Origin of the sequence: Streptomyces violascens, from assembly GCF_014649955.1 — a bacterium.
GTDB classification, from domain to species: Bacteria; Actinomycetota; Actinomycetes; order Streptomycetales; family Streptomycetaceae; genus Streptomyces; species Streptomyces violascens.
The window spans coordinates 182,616-203,500 of sequence record NZ_BMUA01000006.1 but is presented as its reverse complement, the minus strand read 5'-3'; the positions used below and the strand labels follow the sequence as shown (position 1 = coordinate 203,500).

The window sequence follows — 20,885 nt, the reverse complement described above, 5'->3', positions numbered from 1 at the left end:
CCTGTCAGCGGTCGCCTTCGTCACGTCCGTAGGCCCGCTCCGGCGGGAATACGCTTCTGCGCTCCTCCATCTCCTTGATCAGGTCCTGGAGTTCGGAGCGGATCCAGTCGCGCGTGGCCACCTCGCCGAGGCCCATCCTGAGTGCGGCGATTTCGCGGGTGAGGTACTCGGTGTCCGCGATGGAGCGCTCGTTCTGCTTGCGGTCCTGTTCGTGGGTGACCCGGTCGCGGTCGTCCTGCCGGTTCTGCGCGAGCAGGATCAGCGGGGCCGCGTACGAGGCCTGGAGCGACAGGGCGAGGGTCAGGAAGATGAACGGGTAGTTGTCGAAGCGCAGGTTGCTCGGCGCGAAGATGTTCCAGGCGACCCAGAGGATGATGATCAGGGTCATCCAGACGATGAACCGCCCGGTGCCCAGGAACCGCGCGATCCGCTCGCTGAAGCGGCCGAACGCCTCCGGGTCCCACTCCGGGAGCAGCCGCACGCGCGGCGCGCGCGGCTGGTCGAGGCGGGTGCGGCCGCGCGGCAGCGCGCTCGCGCCGCTCGCGCGGGTGCGCTCCTCCGCCCGGTCAGTGCCGCCCATCCGGTACCCCCTCCGGCCCGTGGAACTCCGTCTCGCGCCAGTCGTCCGGCAGCAGGTGGTCGAGCACGTCGTCGACGGTCACGGCGCCGAGCAGCGAGCCGCTGTCGTCCACCACGGGGGCCGCGACCATGTTGTACGCGGCGAGGAAGCTGGTCACCGAGGGCAGCGAGGCGTCCGGCGGCAGCGGCTTCAGATCGCTGTCCACCACCGAGCTGACCAGAGCGAACGGCGGCTCGCGCAGCAGCCGCTGGAAGTGCACGGTGCCCAGGTACTTGCCGGTCGGCGTCTCGTCCGGCGGCCGGCACACGTACACCTGCGCGGCGAGCGCCGGCGAGAGGTCCTGCTGGCGGACGCGGGCCAGGGCGTCTGCGACCGTGGCGTCGGGGCGCAGCACGATCGGCTCGGTCGTCATCAGACCGCCCGCGGTGCGCTCCTCGTACGACAGGAGTCGGCGCACGTCGGCCGCGTCGTCGGGCTGCATCAGCGTGAGGAGGCGCTCCTTGTCCTCCTCGGGCAGCTCGGAGAGCAGGTCGGCGGCGTCGTCCGGGTCCATCGCCTCCAGGACGTCGGCGGCGCGCTCGTCCTTCAGCTTGCCGAGGATCTCGACCTGGTCGTCGTCGGGCAGCTCCTCCAGGACGTCCGCGAGCCGGTCGTCGTCGAGGGCTGCGGCCACCTCGGCGCGGCGCTTGGGCGAGAGGTGGTGCATGACGTTGGCGAGGTCGGCGGGGCGCAGCTGCTCGAACGTGGCGACCAGGTTCTCGGCGCCCTGGCCGTGCTCCTCCAGGGAGAAGCCGGTGACGGCCGACCACTCGACGGTCAGCGTCTCGCCCTTGCGGCGCAGCGCGCCCGACTTGCCCCGGCGTACGAAGACCTTGTCGATCTCCCAGTCGCGACGGGCCGGCAGCTGCTGGATCGCCACGTCCAGGACGGTCACCTGCTCGCCGGTCTCGACCAGCGTGACCCGGCGGTCCAGGAGTTCGCCGAGGACCAGGCGCTCGGTCGGGCGCTGCTCGAAGCGGCGCAGATTGACCACGCCGGTGGTGATGACCTGGCCCGATTCGACGCCGGTGACCCGGGTCATGGGCAGGAAGATCAGCCTGCGGCCCGCCACTTCGACGACGATGCCGAGCAGCCGGGGAGGCCGGCGGCCGACCCGCAGCATCGCCACGAGGTCGCGCACCCGGCCGACCTGGTCGCCGTTGGGGTCGAAGACGGCGACGCCGGAGAGGTGCGATACGAAGACCCGGGGGGCGCCTGCCGCCATACGAGCGCCTCCTTACTGTTCAGGGTTGCTCCGCACCACCGCGATCGCTGCGGGACAAGGGTTTCAGGCTAGCCGGTGGCGGCACGGTACGCCCTTGCGGGGCGCCCGTACGGCGCTCTGCCGGGCAGCGTAGACACTGCGGGTAGGGTGCGGTCTGCCGACCCCCCCATATCCATGCGAGAGGCAGTGCGCAGGTGACCTCATCCCCTTTGTCCGTGCGGGTGCGGGTCCACGCCCGCCGGGCAGCCCTGCCCCTCGCGCTGTGCGCGGCGCTCACCGCGTGCGGTACGGATCCGGACGAGGGGACCAACGGCGTCGGCAAGCTCTCCGCGACCGAGATCGAGAGCAGGGCGCGGACGGCGGCGGACGGCGCGGACGCGGTACGTCTGTCGGGGACGCTGGTCAGCAAGGGCGGCTCGTACAAGATCGACATGAAGCTGAAGGGCACCGGCGGGACGGGCACGGTGACTTCGCAGAAGAGCACGTTCGGGCTGCTGAGGGTGGGGGAGGACCTGTTCCTCAAGGCGGACGCCGGGTTCTGGTCGCACAGCGAGTCGGGGGGCGCGGCTTCGGCTGCGGGCAAGCTCGACGACAAGTACGTCAAGGTGCCCTCGGGGGATCCCGCCTACCAGCAGCTGCGCGGGTTCACCGAGAAGTCGGTGCTGCTCAAGGGGATGCTCGGGCTCGAGGGTGCGCTGTCCAAGGGCGACCGGTCCGAGGTCGGCGACGTCCGTACGGTACGGATCGCGGCGGGTCCGGACGGCGAGGGCGGCACCCTCGACGTCTCCCTCCAGGGCACGCCCTATCCCCTCCGCTTCGAGCGGGCGGGCGGGGCGGGCGTCCTCGAACTGGCCGACTGGAACAAGGACTTCCCGCTCGCCGCGCCGGCGAAGGGCGACACGGTGGACTACGGCAAACAACTCCCGAAGACCTGACCGGGTGTGCCCGCGGCCCCCTGGGGCTCCGCCCCCGGGTTCAGCGCCGCTTCCGCCGGAACAGCAGGCTCGGGAGGGCCGCGGGCACCGCGTGCCTCGTTGTCGCCGGGGACGGGACCGGGGGTCTGGCCAGGGAGCCTTCCGGGGCCGCCCCGAGGGCGCCCGTCGGAGTGAGGCTGAGGAGGCGGCACTGGGCTGCCCAGCGGGCCGGCATCGCCTCGCCGTCCGGGGCGTTCAGGCGCTTGCCCTTCAGTTCGGCCACCGCCGCGTCCCAGGCGGGCGTGCCCGGCGGGATCTCGGAGACCGTCGCGGTCCAGGCGACCAGTCGCCCGCCCTTGTCCTTCGAGCGGACCGTCACCGCCGCCGTGCCGCCGTCCGTCAGGCCCTCCAGCGGCTGCTCGCCCGGGCCGTCCCCGACCACGTACGCCGCCCCGTCGAGCCACACGTGCCACAGGGCCCGCTCGGCCACCCCGGTGCCGCGCACCCAGATGAGACCGGACTTCTTCGTGGCCTCCTCGACGAGGGCCTGGTCGAGCAACGTCTGCGTCATGGCACAACAGTAGCCATAACGGCAGAGGGCCCAGGGCCCCGGGAATAGTCAGTTCCGTAATCCGCCCATGCCCCTTACGCTTCCGGCGTGACCACTGCCACCACCTCCGCACCGCCGGTCGCCGCGGGCGTCCCCCGGCTCGACGTCGCGCTGCTCGCCGTCGCGATCTCCAGCGTCTCGCTGTCCGCGCCGCTGATCGCCGCCACCGCCGCGCCCGCGCTCGCCATCGCCTTCTGGCGCAACGCCCTCGCGGTCGGGGCGCTGACCCCGGTGGCCTGGTTCAAGTACCGTGCCCGGCTGCGCGCGCTGACCCGGCGCGAGGTGGGGCTCACGATCGGCGCGGGAGGCCTCCTGGCGCTGCACTTCGGGCTGTGGCTGCCCAGCCTGAGCATGACGTCCGTCGCCTCGTCGACCGCGCTGTGCACCACCACCCCGATATGGACGACCATCGCGCTGCGCCTGCGCGGCCACCGCCCGCCCGCCATGGTGTGGGCCGGCACCCTTGCCGCGTGCGCCGGCGTCGTCATGCTCACCGGCGTCGACCTCAGCCTGTCGCCCCGCGCGCTCGCGGGTGACGCCCTCGCGCTCGGCGGCGGCATCGCGGCCGCCGGGTACGTGCTGCTCGGCGCCGAGGTCCGCAAGAGCGTGGACACCGTCCCGTACACGTACCTCTGCTACGGCACGGCCGCCGCCGGGCTCCTGACGGCCGCCCTCGTCAGCGGGGCCGACCTCACCTCGTACGACGGCGGGACCTGGCTGAAGCTCGCCGTGCTCACGCTCGCGGCCCAGCTGCTCGGCCACTCGCTGCTGAACCGGGTGGTGGCGAGCCTCGGCCCGTCCGTCACCTCTACGGCGATCCTGCTCGAAACCCCCGGCGCCGCCCTCATCGCGGCCCTCTGGCTCGGCCAGCAGCCCCCGGCCCTCGCCTACCCGGCGCTGCTCGTGATCCTGGCCGGGCTCGCCCTCGTCGTACGGGCGAGCCGCAATTGACCGCCTACAGCCAGCCGTTGCGCTTCAGGGTGCGGTGGATCGCGAAGCAGGCCACGGCCACCAGGCCCATCGCCACGGGGTAGCCGTACTTCCAGTGCAGCTCCGGCATGTGCTCGAAATTCATGCCGTACACACCGCACACCATCGTCGGTACGGCGATGATCGCCGCCCAGGACGTGATCTTGCGCATGTCCTCGTTCTGGGCGACGGAGGCCTGCGCGAGGTTGGCCTGGAGGATCGAGTTGAGCAGCTCGTCGAAGCCGATGACCTGCTCCTGCACGCGGGCGAGGTGGTCCGCGACGTCGCGGAAGTACTTCTGGATGTCCGGGTCGACCAGGCGCATCGGCCGCTCGCTCAGGAGCTGCATCGGGCGCAGCAGCGGGGAGACCGCGCGCTTGAACTCCAGTACCTCGCGCTTGAGTTGGTAGATCCGGCCGGCGTCCACACCGCGCGGGCTGCCCTTGGCCGGGGCCGAGAAGACCTCGATCTCGACCTCGTCGATGTCGTCCTGGACCGCGTCCACGACCGCGAGGTAGCCGTCGACCACCTGGTCGGCGATCGCGTGGAGGACGGCGGAGGGGCCCTTGGCGAGGAGCTCCGGATCGTCCTGGAGGCGCTTGCGCAGCGCGCGCAGCGAGCCCTGGCCGCCGTGCCGGACGGTGATGACGAAGTCCCGCCCGGTGAAGCACATCACCTCGCCGGTCTCCACGACCTCGCTGGTCGCGGTGAGTTCGGCGTGCTCGACGTAGTGGATCGTCTTGAAGACGGTGAAGAGGGTGTCGTCGTAGCGCTCCAGCTTCGGGCGCTGGTGGGCGTGGACCGCGTCCTCCACGGCCAGCGGGTGCAGCCCGAACTCGGCGGCGATACCGGCGAATTCGGCCTCGGTCGGCTCGTGCAGACCGATCCACACGAAGCCCCCGCCCTCGCGCACCCGGCGCATCGCCTCACGGGGGGTCAGGCAGGACGTGTCCTCGGCGGACTGGACGCGCTGCCCGTCGCGGTAGACCGCGCAGTCCACGACGGCACTGCTCGCCGAGGGGTCGCGGGTGTTGTCGTAGCCGCTGTACGGGGTGCTGGTCTTGCGCAGCGCGGGACGGACCACGGCACGCAGGTCACGGATCATCGACATGGCAGGACTCCTTCGCGGAGGGCCGTCGCGGGGCATGACGCTTGGAACTGCCCGGAATGGGGACGTACGGCGACGAAAAAAACCAGGGGATCGAATCGACCCCGAAAGGCATCCATCGCACACGTTCGCAAAGCGGGCGGCACCACAGGGGCACGCGGAGACGGCGTTCGCTACTGAACGGACAAGGTGAGGCGATGTGCTCTTCCGTCGGGCGAAACGCCAGGAGGCTCAGGTGTTTCCGGACCCGGATGCCGGGTAAGGAGGGTCTCAGCTCACCGGGAACAACGCAGGCGCGTGGAAGAGCGGTTGGTACTGCCAGGCCGACTTCGATCCATCGCAGCCCCACCTCCTCCAGCCGGTCCCCCGTGGGGGACTTCCTGCTGTCCTGAACAGCGGCCAAGACTATCAGCCCACTGTTGCGTCAAGCCTCTTCTTTGCCGCTTGCATACGCCTTCTATGCTCGCCCCATGGTTGATGTTCTTGCTCTGGTCGAGGCCCGCCTGCACACCGCGCTGGGCGAGCCGGACGCGCGCGCGGCGGTCACCTTTCTCGGTACGGACCGCATCGAGGTGCTGCGGTTCACCGAGGGCGACATCGTCCGGTACGCCACGCTCGGCATGTCCGCCCAGCCGATGGCCGACCCCACCTCCGCGCTCGCCGACCCGGTGAAGGGCCCCCGGGCCGAGCTCGTCCTGTCCGTACGCGCCGGGCTCGCCGACACCGACAAGGTGCTCCGCCCGCTTGCCGTGCTCGCCGCGTCGCCGCAGGTCGAGGGCCTGGTGGTGGCGCCGGGCGCCTCGCTCGACGTCGGCGAACCGCTGTGGCCGGGCGCCCCGTTCAGCTCGGTCCTGGTCGCCGAGCCGGGCGGCCTCGTGGAGGACCTGGAGCTCGACGCCCCGATGGACCCGGTGCGCTTCCTGCCCCTGCTTCCGATGACCACGAACGAGGCGGCGTGGAAGCGGGTGCGGGGTGCGAAGGAGCTGGAGGAGCGCTGGCTGACCCAGGGCACGGATCTGCGCGACCCCCTGCGCAAGTCTGTGGGTCTGGACTAGCCGCCGCACAGCCAAACCGGTCGCGACAGGCTTCCCGGACCCGTACCGACCGGCTTCCGGACCCCCGCCGACAGGCGGACCGCACTCCGGACGGGTGATCGTCCTTGACGGGGCCACGACGGGGGAGGACCGTGGGGCTCTATGAGGGGCGAACCCAGTTGCCCGAGGTGCGGAGGCCGGGTCAGGGCGCCCGGTCTCTTTGCCGACACCTGGCAGTGCGATGTGCACGGCCCCGTCTTTCCGCTCCAGCCGGTCGTCCCACCCAGTGTCGAGGCCCTGGAGGTCGTTGTGCGCCGGGCGCAGGTACCGGTGTGGATGCCCTGGCCGCTGCCCGTGGGCTGGCTGTTCACGGGCGTCGCGTACGCCGGTGACGACCGCAGCGGCGGCCGCGCGACCGCCGTCGCCTGCTCGGGCCCGGGCCCGCTCGGCGGCATCGGCGAGCTGATCCTGGTCGCGGAGGAGCTGGGCGTGGGGCTCGGCGCGCGCTACGCGGGCATCGACGCACCCGACCCCGGCCCGTTCATGAGCGTCGACAAGCCCGCGCACACCAAGGTCCTCGCGGCCGGCAGGCCCACCCCGCTGTGGCACGTCACGCGCACCCCGGACGACCGTGCGGTCTTCGCGGGCGAGGCGCGCGGCCTGTGGCTGTGGGCGATCGTCTGGCCGGAACAGTCCGGGCTCCTCATGTACGACGAGCTCGTCCTGACCGATCTGCGCGACGCGGGCGCCGAGACGGAGCTCGTGCCGTGCGGAGCCCTAACCCCGCGCATCCTGTCCTGAGGCGCCCGATCGTCCTGACGGTCCTGATGGCGGGTCCGCTCGCGGGCGGGCGGGGAGGAGCGGGCGGGCGGTTATCCTTGACTGTCCCCTGATCCGCCCCTTATGCCCTGGAGTACGCGTCGTGCGCATCGATCTGCACACCCACTCCACGGCCTCGGACGGTACGGACACCCCCGCCGAGCTGGTCCGCAACGCGGCCGCCGCCGGGCTCGACGTCGTCGCGCTGACCGACCACGACACCACCCGCGGGTACGCCGAGGCCATCGCCGCGCTTCCCGCCGGGCTCACGCTGGTCACCGGCGCCGAACTCTCCTGCCGCATCGACGGCGTCGGCCTGCACATGCTGGCCTACCTCTTCGACCCCGAGGAGCCCGAGCTCTCCCGCGAGCGCGAACTGGTGCGGGACGATCGGGTGCCGCGCGCACAGGGCATGGTCGCCAAGCTCCAGGAGCTCGGCGTGCCCGTCACCTGGGAACAGGTCGCGCGAATCGCGGGCGACGGCTCGGTCGGCCGCCCGCACGTCGCCGAGGCGCTCGTCGAACTCGGCGTCGTCGACTCCGTCTCGGACGCCTTCGTGCCGGACTGGCTCGCCGACGGCGGCCGCGCCTACGTCGGCAAGCACGAGCTCGACCCCTTCGACGCGATCCGCCTGGTCAAGGCCGCGGGTGGCGTCACCGTCTTCGCCCACCCGCTGGCCCTCAAGCGCGGCCAGGTGGTACCCGAGTCGGCGATAGCCCAGCTGGCCGCCGCGGGGCTCGACGGCATCGAGGTCGACCACACCGACCACGACGCCCCCACCCGGGAGCGGCTGCGCGGCCTCGCCCGCGAGCTGGGGCTCCTCGCCACCGGCTCCAGCGACTACCACGGCAGCCGCAAGACCGTACGGCTCGGGGAGTTCACCACCGACCCCGAGATCTACGGCGAGATCACCCGCCGCGCCACGGGGGCCTTCCCCGTGCCGGGTGCGGGCGGAAGCGCCCGCCCGTAGGGAGAGCGCGCCTCTCCCGATCCCCGGGGGCCCCGCCCCCGTATCCCCGCTCCTCGAACCCCCGCCCGGCACCCCCGCGCGGTCCCGGGGGCCGGGCCCGGCCGACCTGCGCAGCAGTGCACCGGCCCGCTCATGTACGCACCTCACTCGCAAGGCTCACCGTGTTCGACGCTGCCGTCTTCGGCTCCCTCTTCCTCACCCTGTTCGTCATCATGGATCCCCCCGGGATCACGCCGATCTTCCTCGCGCTGACCGCCGGCCGGGCCGCCAAGGTCCAGCGCAGGATGGCCTGGCAGGCCGCCGCCGTCGCGCTCGGAGTGATCACGCTCTTCGGTCTCGTGGGCCACCAGATCCTGACCTATCTGCACATCGACGTCCCGGCGCTGATGATCGCGGGCGGTCTGCTGCTGCTCCTCATCGCGCTCGACCTGCTCACCGGCAAGACCGACGAGCCCAAGCAGACCAAGGACGTCAACGTCGCGCTCGTGCCGCTCGGCATGCCGCTGCTCGCCGGGCCCGGCGCGATCGTGCAGGTCATCCTGGCCGTCCAGAACCACGACTCGGTGGCGGGGCAGGTCTCGGTCTGGGCTGCGATCATCGCGATCCACGTCGTCCTGTACGTGACCATGCGGTACTCGCTGCTGATCATCCGCGTCATCAAGGACGGCGGCGTCGTCCTGGTGACCCGGCTCGCGGGCATGATGCTGTCGGCCCTCGCGGTGCAGCAGATCATCAACGGCATCACCCAGGTGATCCACGGCAGTTGAGCCCCCTGACATGCCAAAAGCGCCCCCGTACGCATCGGTACGGGGGCGCTTCGCGTACGGCACCCGCGGCCGTTCGATCGGCTCGCGGGGGCACTACCTCTAACGCGTTACGAGGCCACGGACTCGGCCGGGCGGATGTAGATGCGCTGACCCATTGCGGCGGCCTGCTGCACAATCCGGTTGACGGAGGCGGCGTCCACGACGGTGCTGTCAACGGCGGTACCGTCGACGTCGTCCAGGCGCATGATTTCGAAGCGCACGGCTTCTCCCTTCGTCTGATCCTCCTGCTAGGAGAACTACTGGTGCGGGGGGCTGCCAACAGCCTGCTCCCACGAGGCGTCAGGGCGGTTGCCCGCCCGTTAAGAGTGGATTGCGTGGCTACGGTGCAACGCGTTCCGTCCTGTTCAACGGGTTGCCTCCAGCAAACATTCCCTACGCTAAGGAAATTTTTTGAGTTGCTAAGGATCTGGCCCTGACGGCGACCGGATGTGCCCGGTTGTGCCCCGTGCGTCACGACCTCGACAATGGAAAACGTATGGACGACTCCCAGGAACCACAGCCGGCCCAGGCGCCCGACGACCGCGCCGCCCAGCTGGACCGCAAGCTGGACGCCACCAACGAGCTGCTCCAGCGCATGCTCGCCGAGGTCGCGAAGACGCCCTCCACGCACGCGATCTTCGTCGACGCGGGGTATGTCTACGCGGCCGCCGGCCTCCTCGTCACCGGCACCGAGGACCGCCGCTCCTTCGACCTCGACGCCGAGGGGCTCATCGAAGCGTTCATCGACAAGGCGCGCACGATCTTCGCGGACAGCCGGCTGCTGCGGGTCTACTGGTACGACGGCGCCCGGCGCCGCATCCACACCCCGGAACAGCAGTCGATCGCCGAGCTCCCCGACGTCAAGGTCCGGCTCGGCAACCTCAACGCCAACAACCAGCAGAAGGGCGTCGACTCCCTGATCCGCTCCGACCTGGAATCACTGGCCCGGCACCGCGCCATCAGCGACGCGGCGCTCATCGGCGGCGACGAGGACCTCGTCTCGGCGGTCGAGGCCGCGCAGGGGTACGGCGCGCGCGTCCACCTCTGGGGCATCGAGGCTGCCGAGGGACGCAACCAGGCCGAGCCGCTGCTCTGGGAGGTCGACAGCCAGCGCACCTTCGACCTCGACTTCTGCAAGCCGTACGTCACTCGGCGGCCCGTCACGATGTACGAGCAGGAGGGGCCGGCACCGTCGCGCGAGGACGTGCGGTTCGTGGGGGCGCGGATCGCCGCGACGTGGCTCTCCGAGCGGGGCCGGGCCGCTCTGGCCGAGCTCCTGCCCGGCCACCCGTACCTGCCCGGTCCGGTGGACCAGGACCTTCTGATCGAGGCGGAGCGGCTTCTCCAGTACTCGCTGAGGGGGCATGCGGATCTGCGCCGCTCCCTGCGCGACGGGTTCTGGCAGCACTTGCAGTCGCAGTACTAGGGGCGGCGTCTGCTACCTGCGGGTGGGCAGTGAAGGGGCGGTCGTCACCGTTGACCAGAACTCTGTCAGAGCCCTCGCCAGCTCCCCCGGATGGGAGACGTTGGGGGAGTGGTCCGCGCCCGGGATCACCGTGTGCCGCGCGTTCACGCTGCGGGCCAGGTGGGCCAGTTCGCTCACCGCCCACACCGTCTCGCCGGAGCCGTACGCCACATGGAGGGGAAGGGGCAGCGCCGCAAGCCCCTCCGTGCGGTCCGGCTCCACCCTCAACTGCCGCCCCGTCGCGATGAGTTGGGCGGGCTGCGTGCTGAACCAGCGGCGTTCCAGGAACGCCACGATCTCCGGCGGATCCGGAACGTACGCCGGGTCCCGGCCGTCCAGCCACTGCGTCGCCGCCCACACCCACGACGGCGGAAGCACCGGAAGCGCCGCCTGGAGCATCCGGATCTTGGTGCGCTGCTCGGGGCCGACCCGGCCGGGGCCGGACGCAAGCAGCGTCAGGGAGAGGAACGCGGACGGGTCCAGCCGGGCCGCGGACCGGGCCACGAACCCGCCGAAGGAGTGCCCGACGAGGTGCACGGGCCCGTCGCCGAGCGCCGAGGCCTGCGCGAGCACGTCGGAGCCGAGGGCGCGCGGGCTGTAGCCGGACGTACGCCGTGGCCCCGGGCTTTCGAACTGCCCGCGCCCGTCGACCGCCACGGCCCGGTACCCGGCGTCCGCGAGCGGGTCGAGGAGCCCGAGGAAGTCCTCCTTGCTCCCGGTGTACCCGGGCACGAGCAGCACGGTCCCGCGCACGGCACCCTCGGGCCGCGAGTCGAGCACGGCGAACTCCTGGCGCGAGGTGGCCAGTCGGTACGCACGCGTACGCGCCGGAAGGTCGAGGGAGCGCGGCTTACTCATGGGTAGAGCGTATCCGGACCGCTGCTGAGAGTCCGGTCCAGGAACGCGAACGGCCCGGCACCCCACAGGGGGGACCGGGCCGTTTCGGGTGGTGCTGGTCACGCCTCGGGCGCGACCGCAGCCTTCTTCGCGCGGGTGCGCCGCGGCTTCGCCGGGGCCTCGGCCTCGACGGCTTCGACCACGGGCTCGGCGGCCTTCTTGCGCGTGCGGCGCGGCTTGACCGGGGCCTCGGCCTCGACGACTGCCTCGGGGGCGGCCTCCGCGACCTTCTTGGCCCGGGTCCGACGCGGCGCGGCCGGAGCCTCGGCCGCCTCGGGGGCGGCGTCGGCGACCTTCTTGGCGCGGGTGCGCCGCGGCTTGGCGGGCGCCTCGGCCTCGACGACCGGAGCCGCCTCGACGGCCTCGACGACGGCCTCCGCCGCCTTCTTGCGCGTGCGGCGCGGCTTGACCGGGGCCTCGGCCTCGACGGCCGCTTCGACGACCGCCTCGGGGGCGGCCTCGGCGACCTTCTTGGCGCGGGTGCGCCGCGGCTTGGCCGGGGCCTCGGCCTCGACGACCGGAGCCGCCTCGACCGTCTCGACGACGGCCTCCGCCGCCTTCTTCGTCCGCGTACGACGCGGCTTGACGGGCGCTTCCGCGACCGCGACCGCGGCGGCCGGAGCCTCGGCGACCTCGGTCATCGCGGCGGTGGTCCTGGCCTTCGCGGCCCTGGCCAGCTCAAGCGCGGCCGACTCCGGCGTCACGAAACCGACCTCGGAGGCCGGGTCGGCCTTGCGCACCCGGCGGCGGCGCGGCTTGGGCTCGACCGGCGCGACGGCGGGCGCGGCAGCGACCGGCGCGGGACGGCGGCGCGGCTCGGCCTTGACGACGGCGACGGGCTCGGCGACCACCGCGGCCGGAGCCGCTGCGATCACCGGAGCCGCCTCGATCACCGGCGCGGCAGCGGCCTGCGGCGCGGCCGACGGCGCACCCACGCGGGTACGGCGACGACGACGCGGCGTGCGCGGCTCGGCCACGGTCTCGGTGGCCACGGCGGCTTCGGCGGCCGGGGCCGCGACCGGAGCTGCCGTGGTCTCGACGCCCTCGGCCGCAGCGCCACCGCGGGTGCGGCGACGCTGACGCGGCGTACGCGTACGGGCCGGGCGCTCCTCGGTGACGACGGGAGCCGCGGCGGCGGACCTGCGCCCGCGACCGCCGGTCTCGCCGAGGTCCTCGACCTCTTCGGCCGCCAGGCCCGCGCGGGTGCGCTCGCCCCTGGGCAGCACGCCCTTCGTGCCCGCCGGGATCTTCAGCTCCTCGAACAGGTGCGGCGACGTGGAGTACGTCTCGACCGGGTCGGGGAACTTCAGGTCGAGCGCCTTGTTGATCAGCTGCCAGCGCGGGATGTCGTCCCAGTCGACCAGCGTGATCGCGATGCCCTTGTTGCCGGCGCGGCCGGTGCGGCCGATGCGGTGGAGGTAGGTCTTCTCCTCCTCCGGCGACTGGTAGTTGATGACGTGCGTGACGCCCTCGACGTCGATGCCGCGCGCGGCGACGTCGGTGCAGACCAGCACGTCGACCTTGCCGTTGCGGAAGGCGCGAAGGGCCTGCTCACGGGCGCCCTGGCCGAGGTCGCCGTGGACCGCGCCGGAGGCGAAGCCGCGCTTGGCGAGCTGCTCGGCGATGTCCGCGGCGGTCCGCTTCGTACGGCAGAAGATCATCGCGAGCCCGCGGCCCTCGGCCTGCAGTATGCGCGCGACCATCTCCGGCTTGTCCATGGAGTGGGCGCGGTAGACGAACTGCTCGGTGTTGGCGACGGTCGTGCCCTCGTCGTCCGGCGAGGTGGCGCGGATGTGCGTCGGCTGCGACATGTAGCGGCGGGCGAGGCCGATGACGGCGCCCGGCATCGTCGCGGAGAACAGCATCGTCTGCCGCTTCGGCGGAAGCAGCTGGATGATCTTCTCGACGTCGGGCAGGAAGCCGAGGTCGAGCATCTCGTCCGCCTCGTCGAGGACGAGCACCTTGACGTGGGAAAGGTCGAGCTTCTTCTGCCCCGCGAGGTCGAGCAGGCGGCCCGGGGTGCCGACGATCACGTCGACGCCCTTCTTGAGCGCCTCGACCTGGGGCTCGTACGCCCGGCCGCCGTAGATGGCGAGCACGCGGACGTTGCGGACCTTGCCCGCGGTGAGGAGGTCGTTGGTGACCTGCTGGCACAGCTCGCGGGTCGGTACGACGACGAGGGCCTGCGGGGTGTTGGTGAGCCGCTCGGGTGTGGCCCGGCCGGCTTCGACGTCGGCGGGGACGGTGACCCGCTCCAGGATCGGCAGACCGAAACCGAGCGTCTTGCCGGTGCCGGTCTTGGCCTGCCCGATGATGTCGGTGCCGGAGAGCGCTACGGGGAGCGTCATCTCCTGGATGGGGAAGGGGGACACGATGCCGACGGCTTCAAGGGCTTCGGCGGTCTCGGGAAGGATCCCGAGCTCTCGGAACGTAGTCAGGGTGCTGCCTCTTCTGTGAGACGCGGTACGGAGGCGAACGCGGCGGGTCGTACCGTGCCCATTTCGTCCGGCGGGGATCAGATTCGATCGTGTTGCCGGGTGGCGCGGGACCACTGCCGTCGCTCAAGCGCTCGTGCCGCTGAGGGATCCCTCTTCGGTGGCACGTACTGAAACGTGCCCTGCGGAGGGCTGTCGGGTCGGAGCCGACCGGAGCAACCGACCGGGCATCCTCATTCGTGCAGCCCGTCGAAATACTCGGCAGGCGCATTACCACTGTACCCCGGATTCGCGCATGTGTGTTGGGAGAATTCGCGAGACCGGTGCGACGGGTGTGAGCAAGGAGGCCCTTACAGCCCGTCCCCGGCGGGCTATTGTGCGGTTTATGGAGACGTCTGACAACGCCACTGCAGCCGAAGAAACCACCCCGGAGCCCGAGCGCACCGGGATCGCCGCCCAGGACTGGGCGACGGCCTCCGCGGTTCCCCAGTACCGCGCCGCGGTCGTGGACCTCCTCGGCGCCCTCGCCTACGGAGAGCTCGCGGCCTTCGAGCGGCTCGCGGACGACGCGAAGCTGGCGCCGTCCCTGGAGGACAAGGCGGAGCTGGCGAAGATGGCGTCCGCCGAGTTCCACCACTTCGAGCGGCTGCGGGACCGGCTCGCGCAGATCGACGCCGAGCCGACGGCCGCGATGGAGCCGTTCGCCAAGGCCCTCGACGACTTCCACCACCAGACCGCCCCGTCGGACTGGCTGGAGGGCCTGGTCAAGGCGTACGTGGGCGACTCGATCGCGAGCGACTTCTACCGCGAGGTCGCCAACCACCTGGACTCCGACACCCGCTCCCTGGTCCTGTCGGTCCTCGACGACACCGGGCACGGCAACTTCGCCGTGGAGAAGGTGCGGGCCGCGATCGAGGCGGACCCGCGCGTCGGCGGCCGGCTCGCGCTGTGGGCGCGGCGTCTGATGGGCGAGGCCCTTTCGCAGGCCCAGCGCGTGGTCGCCGAGCGCGACGCGCTCTCGACGATGCTGGTCGGCGGGGTCGACGGGGTGGCCGCGGGCTTCGACCTCGCGGCGGTCGGCGAGATGTTCACCCGGATCACCAAGGCCCACACCAAGCGGATGGCGGCGCTGGGTCTCGCGGCCTGATCCGTAGGAGCGAGTACTAAACCGCCGCCTACGCCGCCGAACGGCGCAGGCGGCGGGTCGGCCGCAGCAGCAGCGAGAGCAGGACGGACGCGACGAAGGTGGCGCCGAGCACCGTCGTCACTCCATGACCCGGGCCGATCGCCGAATGCGTCAGGAACGCGCCGAAGAGTGCGGCGAGCGGGCCGACGGACAGAACGGTGCGACGGTCGGGCAGCCGGTGGGAAAGCCGAGCCGCGGCGGCCCACGCGAGGGCGAATCCCAGCAGTACGGAGCCAAGGGCTTCAAGAAGCATGTGCGTCGCCTCCCGGGGGTGCGGCCAGGGCGGATCGGTCACAGCCGTCCTACCCGAGCCCTGCGGAACGCAACCCTCCCCTCACTGGGAGGAAGCAACGCGGGCGTGTCCTCGGACGGTCCCCATTCTTATGTGCTTACGGTCACACCTGGTGTCAACCGATGCCGTGCGAGCAGAAGCCGCACGTAGGTTCCGCACAGGTGACTCCGCGCTGGCGCCGGGGCTCCTTCGTTCTCTCGGGTGCCGTTCGGCGGCACGGAGGTCACACCATGAGCCAGCGTCGGCCGGTGCCCAGACTCGCAGCGTTGGACGGGCTCCGGCTCGTCGCCGCTCTGATGGTGGTCTGCTACCACTACCTCGCGCTGAGCAGACCCTGGGGCCACGACCCGGTGACGGTCTTCCCGACGCTGCACAGGTTCGCCGAGTTCGGCTGGCTCGGGGTCGAGGTGTTCTTCCTGGTCAGCGGGTTTGTGATCTGCATGAGCGTGTGGGGCCGCAGCCTCGGCGACTTCGCCGTCTCGCGGATCTCCCGGCTGTTTCCGGCCTATTGGGTCGCCGTGCCGCTGACCGCGCTGGTCGTCAACAAATGGCCGGAGATCACTTCGATACGCGGCTGGGACGACGTCGTCGTCAACCTGACGATGGTCCAGGCGGGCAACAACACGAGGAACGTCGACGACGTGTACTGGACGCTCTTCGTGGAGCTCAAGTTCTACGTCCTGATGGCGATCGTCGTGCTCTGCGGAGTGACCTACCGCAACGTGCTGATCTTCTGCGGCGCCTGGACCGTGGCGGCGGCCCTCGCGCCCAGCCTCGGCATCCCGGCGCTCGCAGCGTTCGCGATGCCGCAGTACGCGCCGTACTTCATCGCCGGCATCGCCTTCTATCTGATGCGCCGCTTCGGATCCAACGCCCTGCTGTGGGGCATCGTCCTGTTCCAACTCCTGCTCGCGCAGCGGTACATCCACTACCGCGTCGCCATCAACCTCGGTCACGTCGCCGCCGATCAGCTGCCGAGCTGGCCGGTCCGGCTGATCGTCGTCGCCGGGTTCGCCGTCGTCGGGGCGATCGCCCTGGGCGCCTTCGACAAGGTCCAGTGGACATGGCTCTCCACGGCCGGCGCGATCACCTATCCGCTGTATCTGATCCACATGTTCATCGGCATGACGCTGATCCACCACTTCCGCCATCTGCTCCCCGCACCCGTGCTCGTGGGCGCGGTGATCGCGCTGATGATGACTGCCGCCTGGCTCATCCACCGCCTCGTGGAACGCCCCGCGGGCAAGTGGGTCCGCGACGCCATGAAGCGCGGCATCGAAGACGTACGCCTCAATTCTCCCGCCCGTCGACGGACTCGGCCGCTGCCCCCGCTTCCGCCCGCTCCCGAGGAGCGGCGGCCCCTGCACAATGCGGGAGTCCACTGAGCGGGACACCGGGGAAACGAAAAAGAAGGGGTGCCACCAGTGATCACTGGTGGCACCCCTTCTTCGTGTCCTTGTGTACTACAGCGCGCCGAAGCCCACGCGGCGGACCGCCGGCTCGCCGATTTCCACGTATGCGATCTTGTCGGCCGGTACCAGGACCTTGCGGCCCTTGTCGTCCGTGAGGCTGAGCAGCTGCGCCTTGCCGCCGAGGGCGTCGGATACCGCGCTCTCGACTTCTTCGGCGGACTGCCCGCTCTCCAGAACGATCTCCCGGGGTGCGTGCTGCACGCCGATCTTGACCTCCACGGCTATGTCCCTCCGACCTCGTGCGGTGCGCGGTCAGCCGCGCCGTACGCTGCACACATTAGCCCGGGGAGGCGACCGGAAATGGCCGGTCGCAGAACGCCAGGAGCGAACAGAATTCAGGAATGACCGCGCGCCGGCCGCTCAGTGGCCCTCGGTGCCGTGCAGCGGGAAGCCCGCGATACCGCGCCAGGCGAGCGAGGTGAGGAGCTGGACCGCCTGGTCGCGGGGGATGGCCGACTCGCTGGAGAGCCAGTAGCGGGCGACCACCTGGGAGACCCCGCCCAGGCCAACGGCGAGCAGCATCGACTCGTCCTTGGAGAGGCCGGTGTCCTCGGCGATGACGTCCGAGATCGCCTCGGCGCACTGGAGGCTGACCCGGTCCACGCGCTCGCGCACGGCGGGCTCGTTGGTGAGGTCCGACTCGAAGACGAGCCGGAAGGCGCCGCCCTCGTCCTCGACGTACGCGAAGTAGGCGTCCATGGTCGCGGCGACGCGGAGCTTGTTGTCCGAGGTCGACGCCAGGGCGGTGCGGACCGCGTGCAGGAGTGACTCGCAGTGCTGGTCGAGGAGGGCCAGGTAGAGCTCCAGCTTGCCGGGGAAGTGCTGGTAGAGCACCGGCTTGGAGACGCCCGCGCGCTCGGCGATGTCGTCCATCGCGGCCGCGTGGTAACCCTGTGCGACGAAAACCTCCTGAGCCGCGCCCAGGAGCTGATTGCGGCGGGCCCGGCGCGGCAGGCGCGTGCCTCGCGGGCGCGCCGCCTCGGTCTGCTCGATGGCTGTCACGCCGCCTCCCAAAGTTGTTCCGGTGCGCGATGTACGCGCGCCGCCATCGTACTTTTGGGTAACCCGGCTGTGCGCGGTGCGAACGCAGAATTTCACGGACCGGACGCGCTGGGTAGCCGGAGATACCCGCGGGAAACCGAACAAATCATCGGTAGTCGTCCTCGTCGAGGGCGACCACGCGCGCCTGTTCGACGGCGTCGGCCTCGTTGGCGGCGCCGGGGTCGACGCGGGTCAGCGGGTCGTCGTGGTCCTGTCGTACGTCCGTGTGCTGTTCGGCCGCGTCCGCCTCGTTGGTCTCCTCGGACAGTTCCGCGGTGTCGTCGTCTTCGTCCTGGAAGGTTTCCGGATCGCTGGGATCGACGGACATGGCTGCTCCCTTTTCCTGCACTTCGAGTGATTCGGGGGCTCCCTTATGAGCCTAGGAGTTCCCCGGGCAAGCCGCTATACGGCCTGTGATGGCGAACACATGAACCACGGCGTGATCGTCTCGTAACATTGCCGCATGTCTTCGACCGAGCTGCCGGAAACCCTCGCCGCCGCCTCCCTGGCGCCACGGGTGGGAGCGGTCAGGGTCGTGGAGGGCGAGGAACTGCGCTCCGTGAGCCTGCCCGGTCTCACCCTGACCGTCCGGTCGCGCCCCGGCACCGGCCCCGGCCTGGAACCCGCGCTGTACGTCCACGGGCTCGGCGGGTCCTCGCAGAACTGGTCGACGCTGATGCCGCTGCTCGCCGACCGCCTGGAGGGCGAGGCGCTCGATCTGCCCGGCTTCGGGGACTCCCCGCCGCCGGACGACGGCAACTACTCGGTCACCGGCCACGCCCGTGCCGTGATCCGCCTGCTCGACTCGGCGGGCCGCGGCCCCGTCCACCTCATCGGCAACTCGCTGGGCGGCGCCGTCTCGACCCGCGTCGCGGCCGTACGCCCCGACCTGGTGCGCACCCTCACCCTCATCTCGCCCGCGCTCCCCGAGATCCGCGTGCAGCGCAGCGCCTGGCCGACCGCGCTGGTCGCGCTGCCGGGCGTCGCCTCGCTGTTCGCGAGGCTGAGCCGGGACTGGACCGCCGAGGACCGCACCCGGGGCGTGATGGCCCTCTGTTACGGCGACCCCGGCCGGGTGAGCCCGGAGGGGTTCGAGGCCGCGGTCCAGGAGATGGAGCGGCGCCTCCAACTCCCTTATTTCTGGGACGCGATGACCCGCTCGGCGCGGGGCATCGTGGACGCCTACACGCTGGGCGGCCAGCACGGACTGTGGCGGCAGGCGGAGCGGGTGCTCGCGCCGACGCTGCTCGTCTACGGGCAGCGCGACCAGCTGGTCTCGTACCGGATGGCCCGCCGGGCCGCGGCCGCCTTCCGCGACTCGCGGCTCCTCACGCTGCCCGATGCCGGGCACGTGGCGATGATGGAGTATCCCGCGACGGTCGCCCAGGCCGTGCGGGAGCTGCTCGACGAGAGCGCCGGCAGACACCGCGGCGCCGGCCGGGCGGCCCCCGGCCGGGATACCGGCGACCGAGAAACCACCGACCGCGAAAACAGGAGCTGATCCGGGGCGTGGGACGACACAGCCGACCCAAGGGCCCCAGCGACTCGGTGCCCATACCCGAAACGCCCCCGGCCCCGCAGGCCGAGTCGGCCGTCGCCTCCGGCAGCGGCCGGCGCAGACGGCAGGCCCCGGGCGACGGCCCCGCCCCGCACCACGGCGGCGGCACTCCGGCCTTCGGCACCCCGCAGGTGCGCGGCGGACATCCGCAGCACCCCGAGCACGGGCCCGATGCCCAGGCCCGCCGCGGCGACTGGCACGGCAGGCCGCACACCGTCCAGCAGAATCCTTACGGCGCCGCGGCCCGCATCCCGGGCCCGCGGCGTTCCTCCATCGAGGCCTTCGACGGGCCCCCGCCGGCCGACACCGGGGCGAACCGCACCGTCGGCCTCGCGTCCCCGGCGCCCGAACCCGACGCCAAGGCCAAGGAGTCGAACGGCTCCAAGGGCTCGAAGGGCTCCAAGGGGCGGACGTTCACCGGGATCGCGGCCGCCGCGGTGACGACCGTGCTCGCGGTCGTCGTCGCCGGGCAGGTCACCTCGGACGGCAACAAGCACGATGTCGCCGGCCGGTCCACCGGCGACAGCGACCGTGACACGGACGGGAGTTCGGCCTCCCGGGGCAGCGAGCGGGCCACCCCGCAGGCGGCCCCCGCGGTCCAGACGTACGACCAGAAGATGGCCCAGCAGTTCCCGCTGGACCCCAAGCTCACCGCGTCCGGCACGTTCGACGCCGTGCCCGGGTTCGACGCGGCGCCCGGCAAGGGGCGCAAGTACCGCTACCGGGTCGACGTCGAGCAGGGGCTCGGCCTGGACGGCGCGCTCTTCGCCGAGGCCGTGCAGAAGACCCTCAACGACGACCGCAGCTGGGGCCACGGCGGCACGATGACCTTCGAGCGGATCTCGTCGGGCAAGCCGGACTTCATCGTCACGCTGGCCAGCCCCGGGACCACCGGCGCCTGGTGCGCCAAGTCCGGGCTCGACACCAACGAGGACAACGTCTCCTGCGACTCGGCCGCCACCGACCGCGTGATGATCAACGCGTTCCGCTGGGCGCAGGGCTCGGAGACGTTCGGCTGGGGCAAGGCGATGCTCACCTACCGGCAGATGCTCATCAATCACGAGGTCGGCCACCGGCTCGGGCACAACCATGTGAGCTGCCGCACGCCCGGCGCGCTCGCCCCGGTGATGCAGCAGCAGACCAAGTCCCTGGACATCGACGGGATCAAGTGCCTGCCCAACCCCTGGGTGTACCCCCAGGGTTGATCCCGCCACGGTGCGACATGTCCACGATGTGGGACGGCCGTCTCGTTCTCGATTGACAGTGAACAGCGGGTCGTTCATATTTCTCGGCATGTCGCACCGTCACGCCACCCCCGAACGCGCCGCCATCGAGCTGGCGCTCATCGGCGTGACCGGGCACAGCGTGGCCGACATTCTCTGTAGCTGACGCCGTCCCGAGCGCGTTCGATTTCCCCCTTTTCCCTTTTTTGCGCCCGGGCATTCCCGTGCTTTCGCACGGTTTC

The 20,885-nt window shown here is 71.3% G+C and carries 23 protein-coding genes; 12 read left to right on the top strand and 11 right to left on the bottom strand.

Going from position 1 to position 20,885, the window contains the following annotated elements; translation table 11 throughout:
• Positions 1-4: 4 nt before the first annotated feature.
• Together IE206_RS15795 and IE206_RS15790 are read right to left on the bottom strand one after the other, a co-directional pair.
• Entirely contained in the window at positions 5-580 is a 576-nt protein-coding gene (locus tag IE206_RS15795) for a DUF1003 domain-containing protein (RefSeq protein ID WP_189962779.1), read from the bottom strand.
• Entirely contained in the window at positions 567-1,844 is a 1,278-nt protein-coding gene (locus tag IE206_RS15790; RefSeq protein WP_189962778.1) for a magnesium transporter MgtE N-terminal domain-containing protein, read from the bottom strand. Before IE206_RS15790 ends, IE206_RS15795 begins: the two co-directional genes overlap by 14 nt.
• Before the next feature lie 194 nt (positions 1,845-2,038).
• On the opposite strand from IE206_RS15790, the gene IE206_RS15785 reads away from it, so the two are divergent.
• A complete protein-coding gene (locus tag IE206_RS15785; protein ID WP_189962777.1) occupies positions 2,039-2,779 on the top strand; it encodes a hypothetical protein in 741 nt (246 codons plus the stop codon).
• A 40-nt stretch (positions 2,780-2,819) separates the two neighbouring features.
• Here the strand turns inward: IE206_RS15785 and IE206_RS15780 are convergent, their stop codons facing one another.
• Positions 2,820-3,329: a hypothetical protein gene (locus IE206_RS15780; protein ID WP_189962776.1), complete on the bottom strand. Its 510-nt coding sequence runs from the start codon at positions 3,327-3,329 to the stop codon at positions 2,820-2,822.
• A gap of 87 nt (positions 3,330-3,416) precedes the next feature.
• On the opposite strand from IE206_RS15780, the gene IE206_RS15775 reads away from it, so the two are divergent.
• The gene (locus IE206_RS15775; RefSeq protein WP_189962775.1) at positions 3,417-4,319 is read left to right on the top strand and encodes a DMT family transporter; all 903 of its coding nucleotides are present in this window, start codon (positions 3,417-3,419) and stop codon (positions 4,317-4,319) included.
• Positions 4,320-4,323: 4 nt separating this feature from the next.
• Here the strand turns inward: IE206_RS15775 and IE206_RS15770 are convergent, their stop codons facing one another.
• On the bottom strand, positions 4,324-5,448 hold the full coding sequence (locus tag IE206_RS15770) for a magnesium and cobalt transport protein CorA (RefSeq protein ID WP_189962774.1): 1,125 nt from the start codon (positions 5,446-5,448) through the stop codon (positions 4,324-4,326).
• A 467-nt stretch (positions 5,449-5,915) separates the two neighbouring features.
• Between IE206_RS15770 and IE206_RS15765 the strand changes: the two genes are divergently transcribed.
• The 4 genes from IE206_RS15765 (at position 5,916) to IE206_RS15750 (ending at position 9,035) form a co-directional block, all read left to right on the top strand.
• A complete protein-coding gene (locus IE206_RS15765) occupies positions 5,916-6,500 on the top strand; it encodes a suppressor of fused domain protein (RefSeq protein ID WP_189962773.1) in 585 nt (194 codons plus the stop codon).
• A gap of 141 nt (positions 6,501-6,641) precedes the next feature.
• A complete protein-coding gene (locus tag IE206_RS15760) occupies positions 6,642-7,280 on the top strand; it encodes a DUF6758 family protein (protein WP_189962772.1) in 639 nt (212 codons plus the stop codon).
• A 121-nt stretch (positions 7,281-7,401) separates the two neighbouring features.
• Positions 7,402-8,268: a PHP domain-containing protein gene (locus tag IE206_RS15755; RefSeq protein ID WP_189962771.1), complete on the top strand. Its 867-nt coding sequence runs from the start codon at positions 7,402-7,404 to the stop codon at positions 8,266-8,268.
• Positions 8,269-8,429: 161 nt separating this feature from the next.
• Positions 8,430-9,035 (top strand): MarC family protein, encoded by a 606-nt coding sequence (locus IE206_RS15750; protein WP_189962770.1) that lies wholly within the window; start codon positions 8,430-8,432, stop codon positions 9,033-9,035.
• Between the two features lie 107 nt (positions 9,036-9,142).
• Here the strand turns inward: IE206_RS15750 and IE206_RS15745 are convergent, their stop codons facing one another.
• On the bottom strand, positions 9,143-9,295 hold the full coding sequence (locus IE206_RS15745) for a DUF8834 family protein (RefSeq protein ID WP_189962769.1): 153 nt from the start codon (positions 9,293-9,295) through the stop codon (positions 9,143-9,145).
• A gap of 275 nt (positions 9,296-9,570) precedes the next feature.
• Between IE206_RS15745 and IE206_RS15740 the strand changes: the two genes are divergently transcribed.
• Positions 9,571-10,500, top strand: a complete 930-nt coding sequence (locus IE206_RS15740; protein ID WP_226599900.1) for an NYN domain-containing protein — start codon at positions 9,571-9,573, stop codon at positions 10,498-10,500.
• Positions 10,501-10,512: 12 nt separating this feature from the next.
• Here the strand turns inward: IE206_RS15740 and IE206_RS15735 are convergent, their stop codons facing one another.
• Both IE206_RS15735 and IE206_RS15730 read right to left on the bottom strand, forming a co-directional pair.
• Entirely contained in the window at positions 10,513-11,397 is an 885-nt protein-coding gene (locus IE206_RS15735; RefSeq protein WP_189962768.1) for an alpha/beta fold hydrolase, read from the bottom strand.
• 98 nt (positions 11,398-11,495) lie between these two features.
• Positions 11,496-13,784 (bottom strand): DEAD/DEAH box helicase, encoded by a 2,289-nt coding sequence (locus IE206_RS15730; RefSeq protein ID WP_226599898.1) that lies wholly within the window; start codon positions 13,782-13,784, stop codon positions 11,496-11,498.
• Between the two features lie 472 nt (positions 13,785-14,256).
• Between IE206_RS15730 and IE206_RS15725 the strand changes: the two genes are divergently transcribed.
• The gene (locus IE206_RS15725) at positions 14,257-15,018 is read left to right on the top strand and encodes a ferritin-like fold-containing protein (RefSeq protein WP_189962767.1); all 762 of its coding nucleotides are present in this window, start codon (positions 14,257-14,259) and stop codon (positions 15,016-15,018) included.
• A 28-nt stretch (positions 15,019-15,046) separates the two neighbouring features.
• Here IE206_RS15725 and IE206_RS15720 read toward each other — a convergent pair whose 3' ends face one another.
• Positions 15,047-15,310 (bottom strand): hypothetical protein, encoded by a 264-nt coding sequence (locus IE206_RS15720; RefSeq protein ID WP_189962766.1) that lies wholly within the window; start codon positions 15,308-15,310, stop codon positions 15,047-15,049.
• Positions 15,311-15,579: 269 nt separating this feature from the next.
• Between IE206_RS15720 and IE206_RS15715 the strand changes: the two genes are divergently transcribed.
• Positions 15,580-16,734, top strand: coding sequence for an acyltransferase family protein (locus IE206_RS15715; RefSeq protein WP_189962765.1), 1,155 nt, complete (start codon positions 15,580-15,582; stop codon positions 16,732-16,734).
• Between the two features lie 78 nt (positions 16,735-16,812).
• Here the strand turns inward: IE206_RS15715 and IE206_RS15710 are convergent, their stop codons facing one another.
• From IE206_RS15710 to IE206_RS15700, 3 genes are all read right to left on the bottom strand, one after another.
• Entirely contained in the window at positions 16,813-17,040 is a 228-nt protein-coding gene (locus IE206_RS15710; protein ID WP_053729924.1) for a DUF3107 domain-containing protein, read from the bottom strand.
• A gap of 141 nt (positions 17,041-17,181) precedes the next feature.
• Positions 17,182-17,823: a TetR/AcrR family transcriptional regulator gene (locus tag IE206_RS15705; RefSeq protein WP_053729923.1), complete on the bottom strand. Its 642-nt coding sequence runs from the start codon at positions 17,821-17,823 to the stop codon at positions 17,182-17,184.
• 145 nt (positions 17,824-17,968) lie between these two features.
• Positions 17,969-18,190: an Rv3202a family protein gene (locus IE206_RS15700; RefSeq protein WP_189962764.1), complete on the bottom strand. Its 222-nt coding sequence runs from the start codon at positions 18,188-18,190 to the stop codon at positions 17,969-17,971.
• A 135-nt stretch (positions 18,191-18,325) separates the two neighbouring features.
• Here IE206_RS15700 and IE206_RS15695 point away from each other — a divergent pair, with 135 nt between their 5' ends.
• From IE206_RS15695 to IE206_RS43565, 3 genes are all read left to right on the top strand, one after another.
• Positions 18,326-19,363 carry an alpha/beta fold hydrolase gene (locus IE206_RS15695; protein WP_189962763.1) on the top strand — a complete coding sequence of 346 codons (1,038 nt, stop codon included), beginning with the start codon at positions 18,326-18,328 and terminating at the stop codon, positions 19,361-19,363.
• Between the two features lie 8 nt (positions 19,364-19,371).
• Positions 19,372-20,625 (top strand): DUF3152 domain-containing protein, encoded by a 1,254-nt coding sequence (locus tag IE206_RS15690; protein WP_226599894.1) that lies wholly within the window; start codon positions 19,372-19,374, stop codon positions 20,623-20,625.
• A gap of 88 nt (positions 20,626-20,713) precedes the next feature.
• Positions 20,714-20,809, top strand: coding sequence for an Ms4533A family Cys-rich leader peptide (locus IE206_RS43565; RefSeq protein WP_317617795.1), 96 nt, complete (start codon positions 20,714-20,716; stop codon positions 20,807-20,809).
• The last annotated feature ends 76 nt before the right edge of the window (positions 20,810-20,885 follow it).

What these genes read in the sequence shown, in the direction of transcription:
- IE206_RS15740 (WP_226599900.1), top strand. Translation starts at nt 9,571, where the DNA reads ATGGACGACTCCCAGGAACCACAGCCGGCCCAGGCGCCCGACGACCGC.
- IE206_RS15780 (WP_189962776.1), bottom strand. Translation starts at nt 3,329, where the DNA reads ATGACGCAGACGTTGCTCGACCAGGCCCTCGTCGAGGAGGCCACGAAG.
- IE206_RS15765 (WP_189962773.1), top strand. Translation starts at nt 5,916, where the DNA reads ATGGTTGATGTTCTTGCTCTGGTCGAGGCCCGCCTGCACACCGCGCTG.
- IE206_RS15725 (WP_189962767.1), top strand. Translation starts at nt 14,257, where the DNA reads ATGGAGACGTCTGACAACGCCACTGCAGCCGAAGAAACCACCCCGGAG.
- IE206_RS43565 (WP_317617795.1), top strand. Translation starts at nt 20,714, where the DNA reads ATGTCGCACCGTCACGCCACCCCCGAACGCGCCGCCATCGAGCTGGCG.
- IE206_RS15700 (WP_189962764.1), bottom strand. Translation starts at nt 18,190, where the DNA reads ATGTCCGTCGATCCCAGCGATCCGGAAACCTTCCAGGACGAAGACGAC.
- IE206_RS15795 (WP_189962779.1), bottom strand. Translation starts at nt 580, where the DNA reads ATGGGCGGCACTGACCGGGCGGAGGAGCGCACCCGCGCGAGCGGCGCG.
- IE206_RS15695 (WP_189962763.1), top strand. Translation starts at nt 18,326, where the DNA reads ATGTCTTCGACCGAGCTGCCGGAAACCCTCGCCGCCGCCTCCCTGGCG.
- IE206_RS15715 (WP_189962765.1), top strand. Translation starts at nt 15,580, where the DNA reads ATGAGCCAGCGTCGGCCGGTGCCCAGACTCGCAGCGTTGGACGGGCTC.
- IE206_RS15770 (WP_189962774.1), bottom strand. Translation starts at nt 5,448, where the DNA reads ATGTCGATGATCCGTGACCTGCGTGCCGTGGTCCGTCCCGCGCTGCGC.
- IE206_RS15735 (WP_189962768.1), bottom strand. Translation starts at nt 11,397, where the DNA reads ATGAGTAAGCCGCGCTCCCTCGACCTTCCGGCGCGTACGCGTGCGTAC.
- IE206_RS15730 (WP_226599898.1), bottom strand. Translation starts at nt 13,784, where the DNA reads ATGACGCTCCCCGTAGCGCTCTCCGGCACCGACATCATCGGGCAGGCC.
- IE206_RS15760 (WP_189962772.1), top strand. Translation starts at nt 6,642, where the DNA reads ATGAGGGGCGAACCCAGTTGCCCGAGGTGCGGAGGCCGGGTCAGGGCG.
- IE206_RS15720 (WP_189962766.1), bottom strand. Translation starts at nt 15,310, where the DNA reads ATGCTTCTTGAAGCCCTTGGCTCCGTACTGCTGGGATTCGCCCTCGCG.
- IE206_RS15790 (WP_189962778.1), bottom strand. Translation starts at nt 1,844, where the DNA reads ATGGCGGCAGGCGCCCCCCGGGTCTTCGTATCGCACCTCTCCGGCGTC.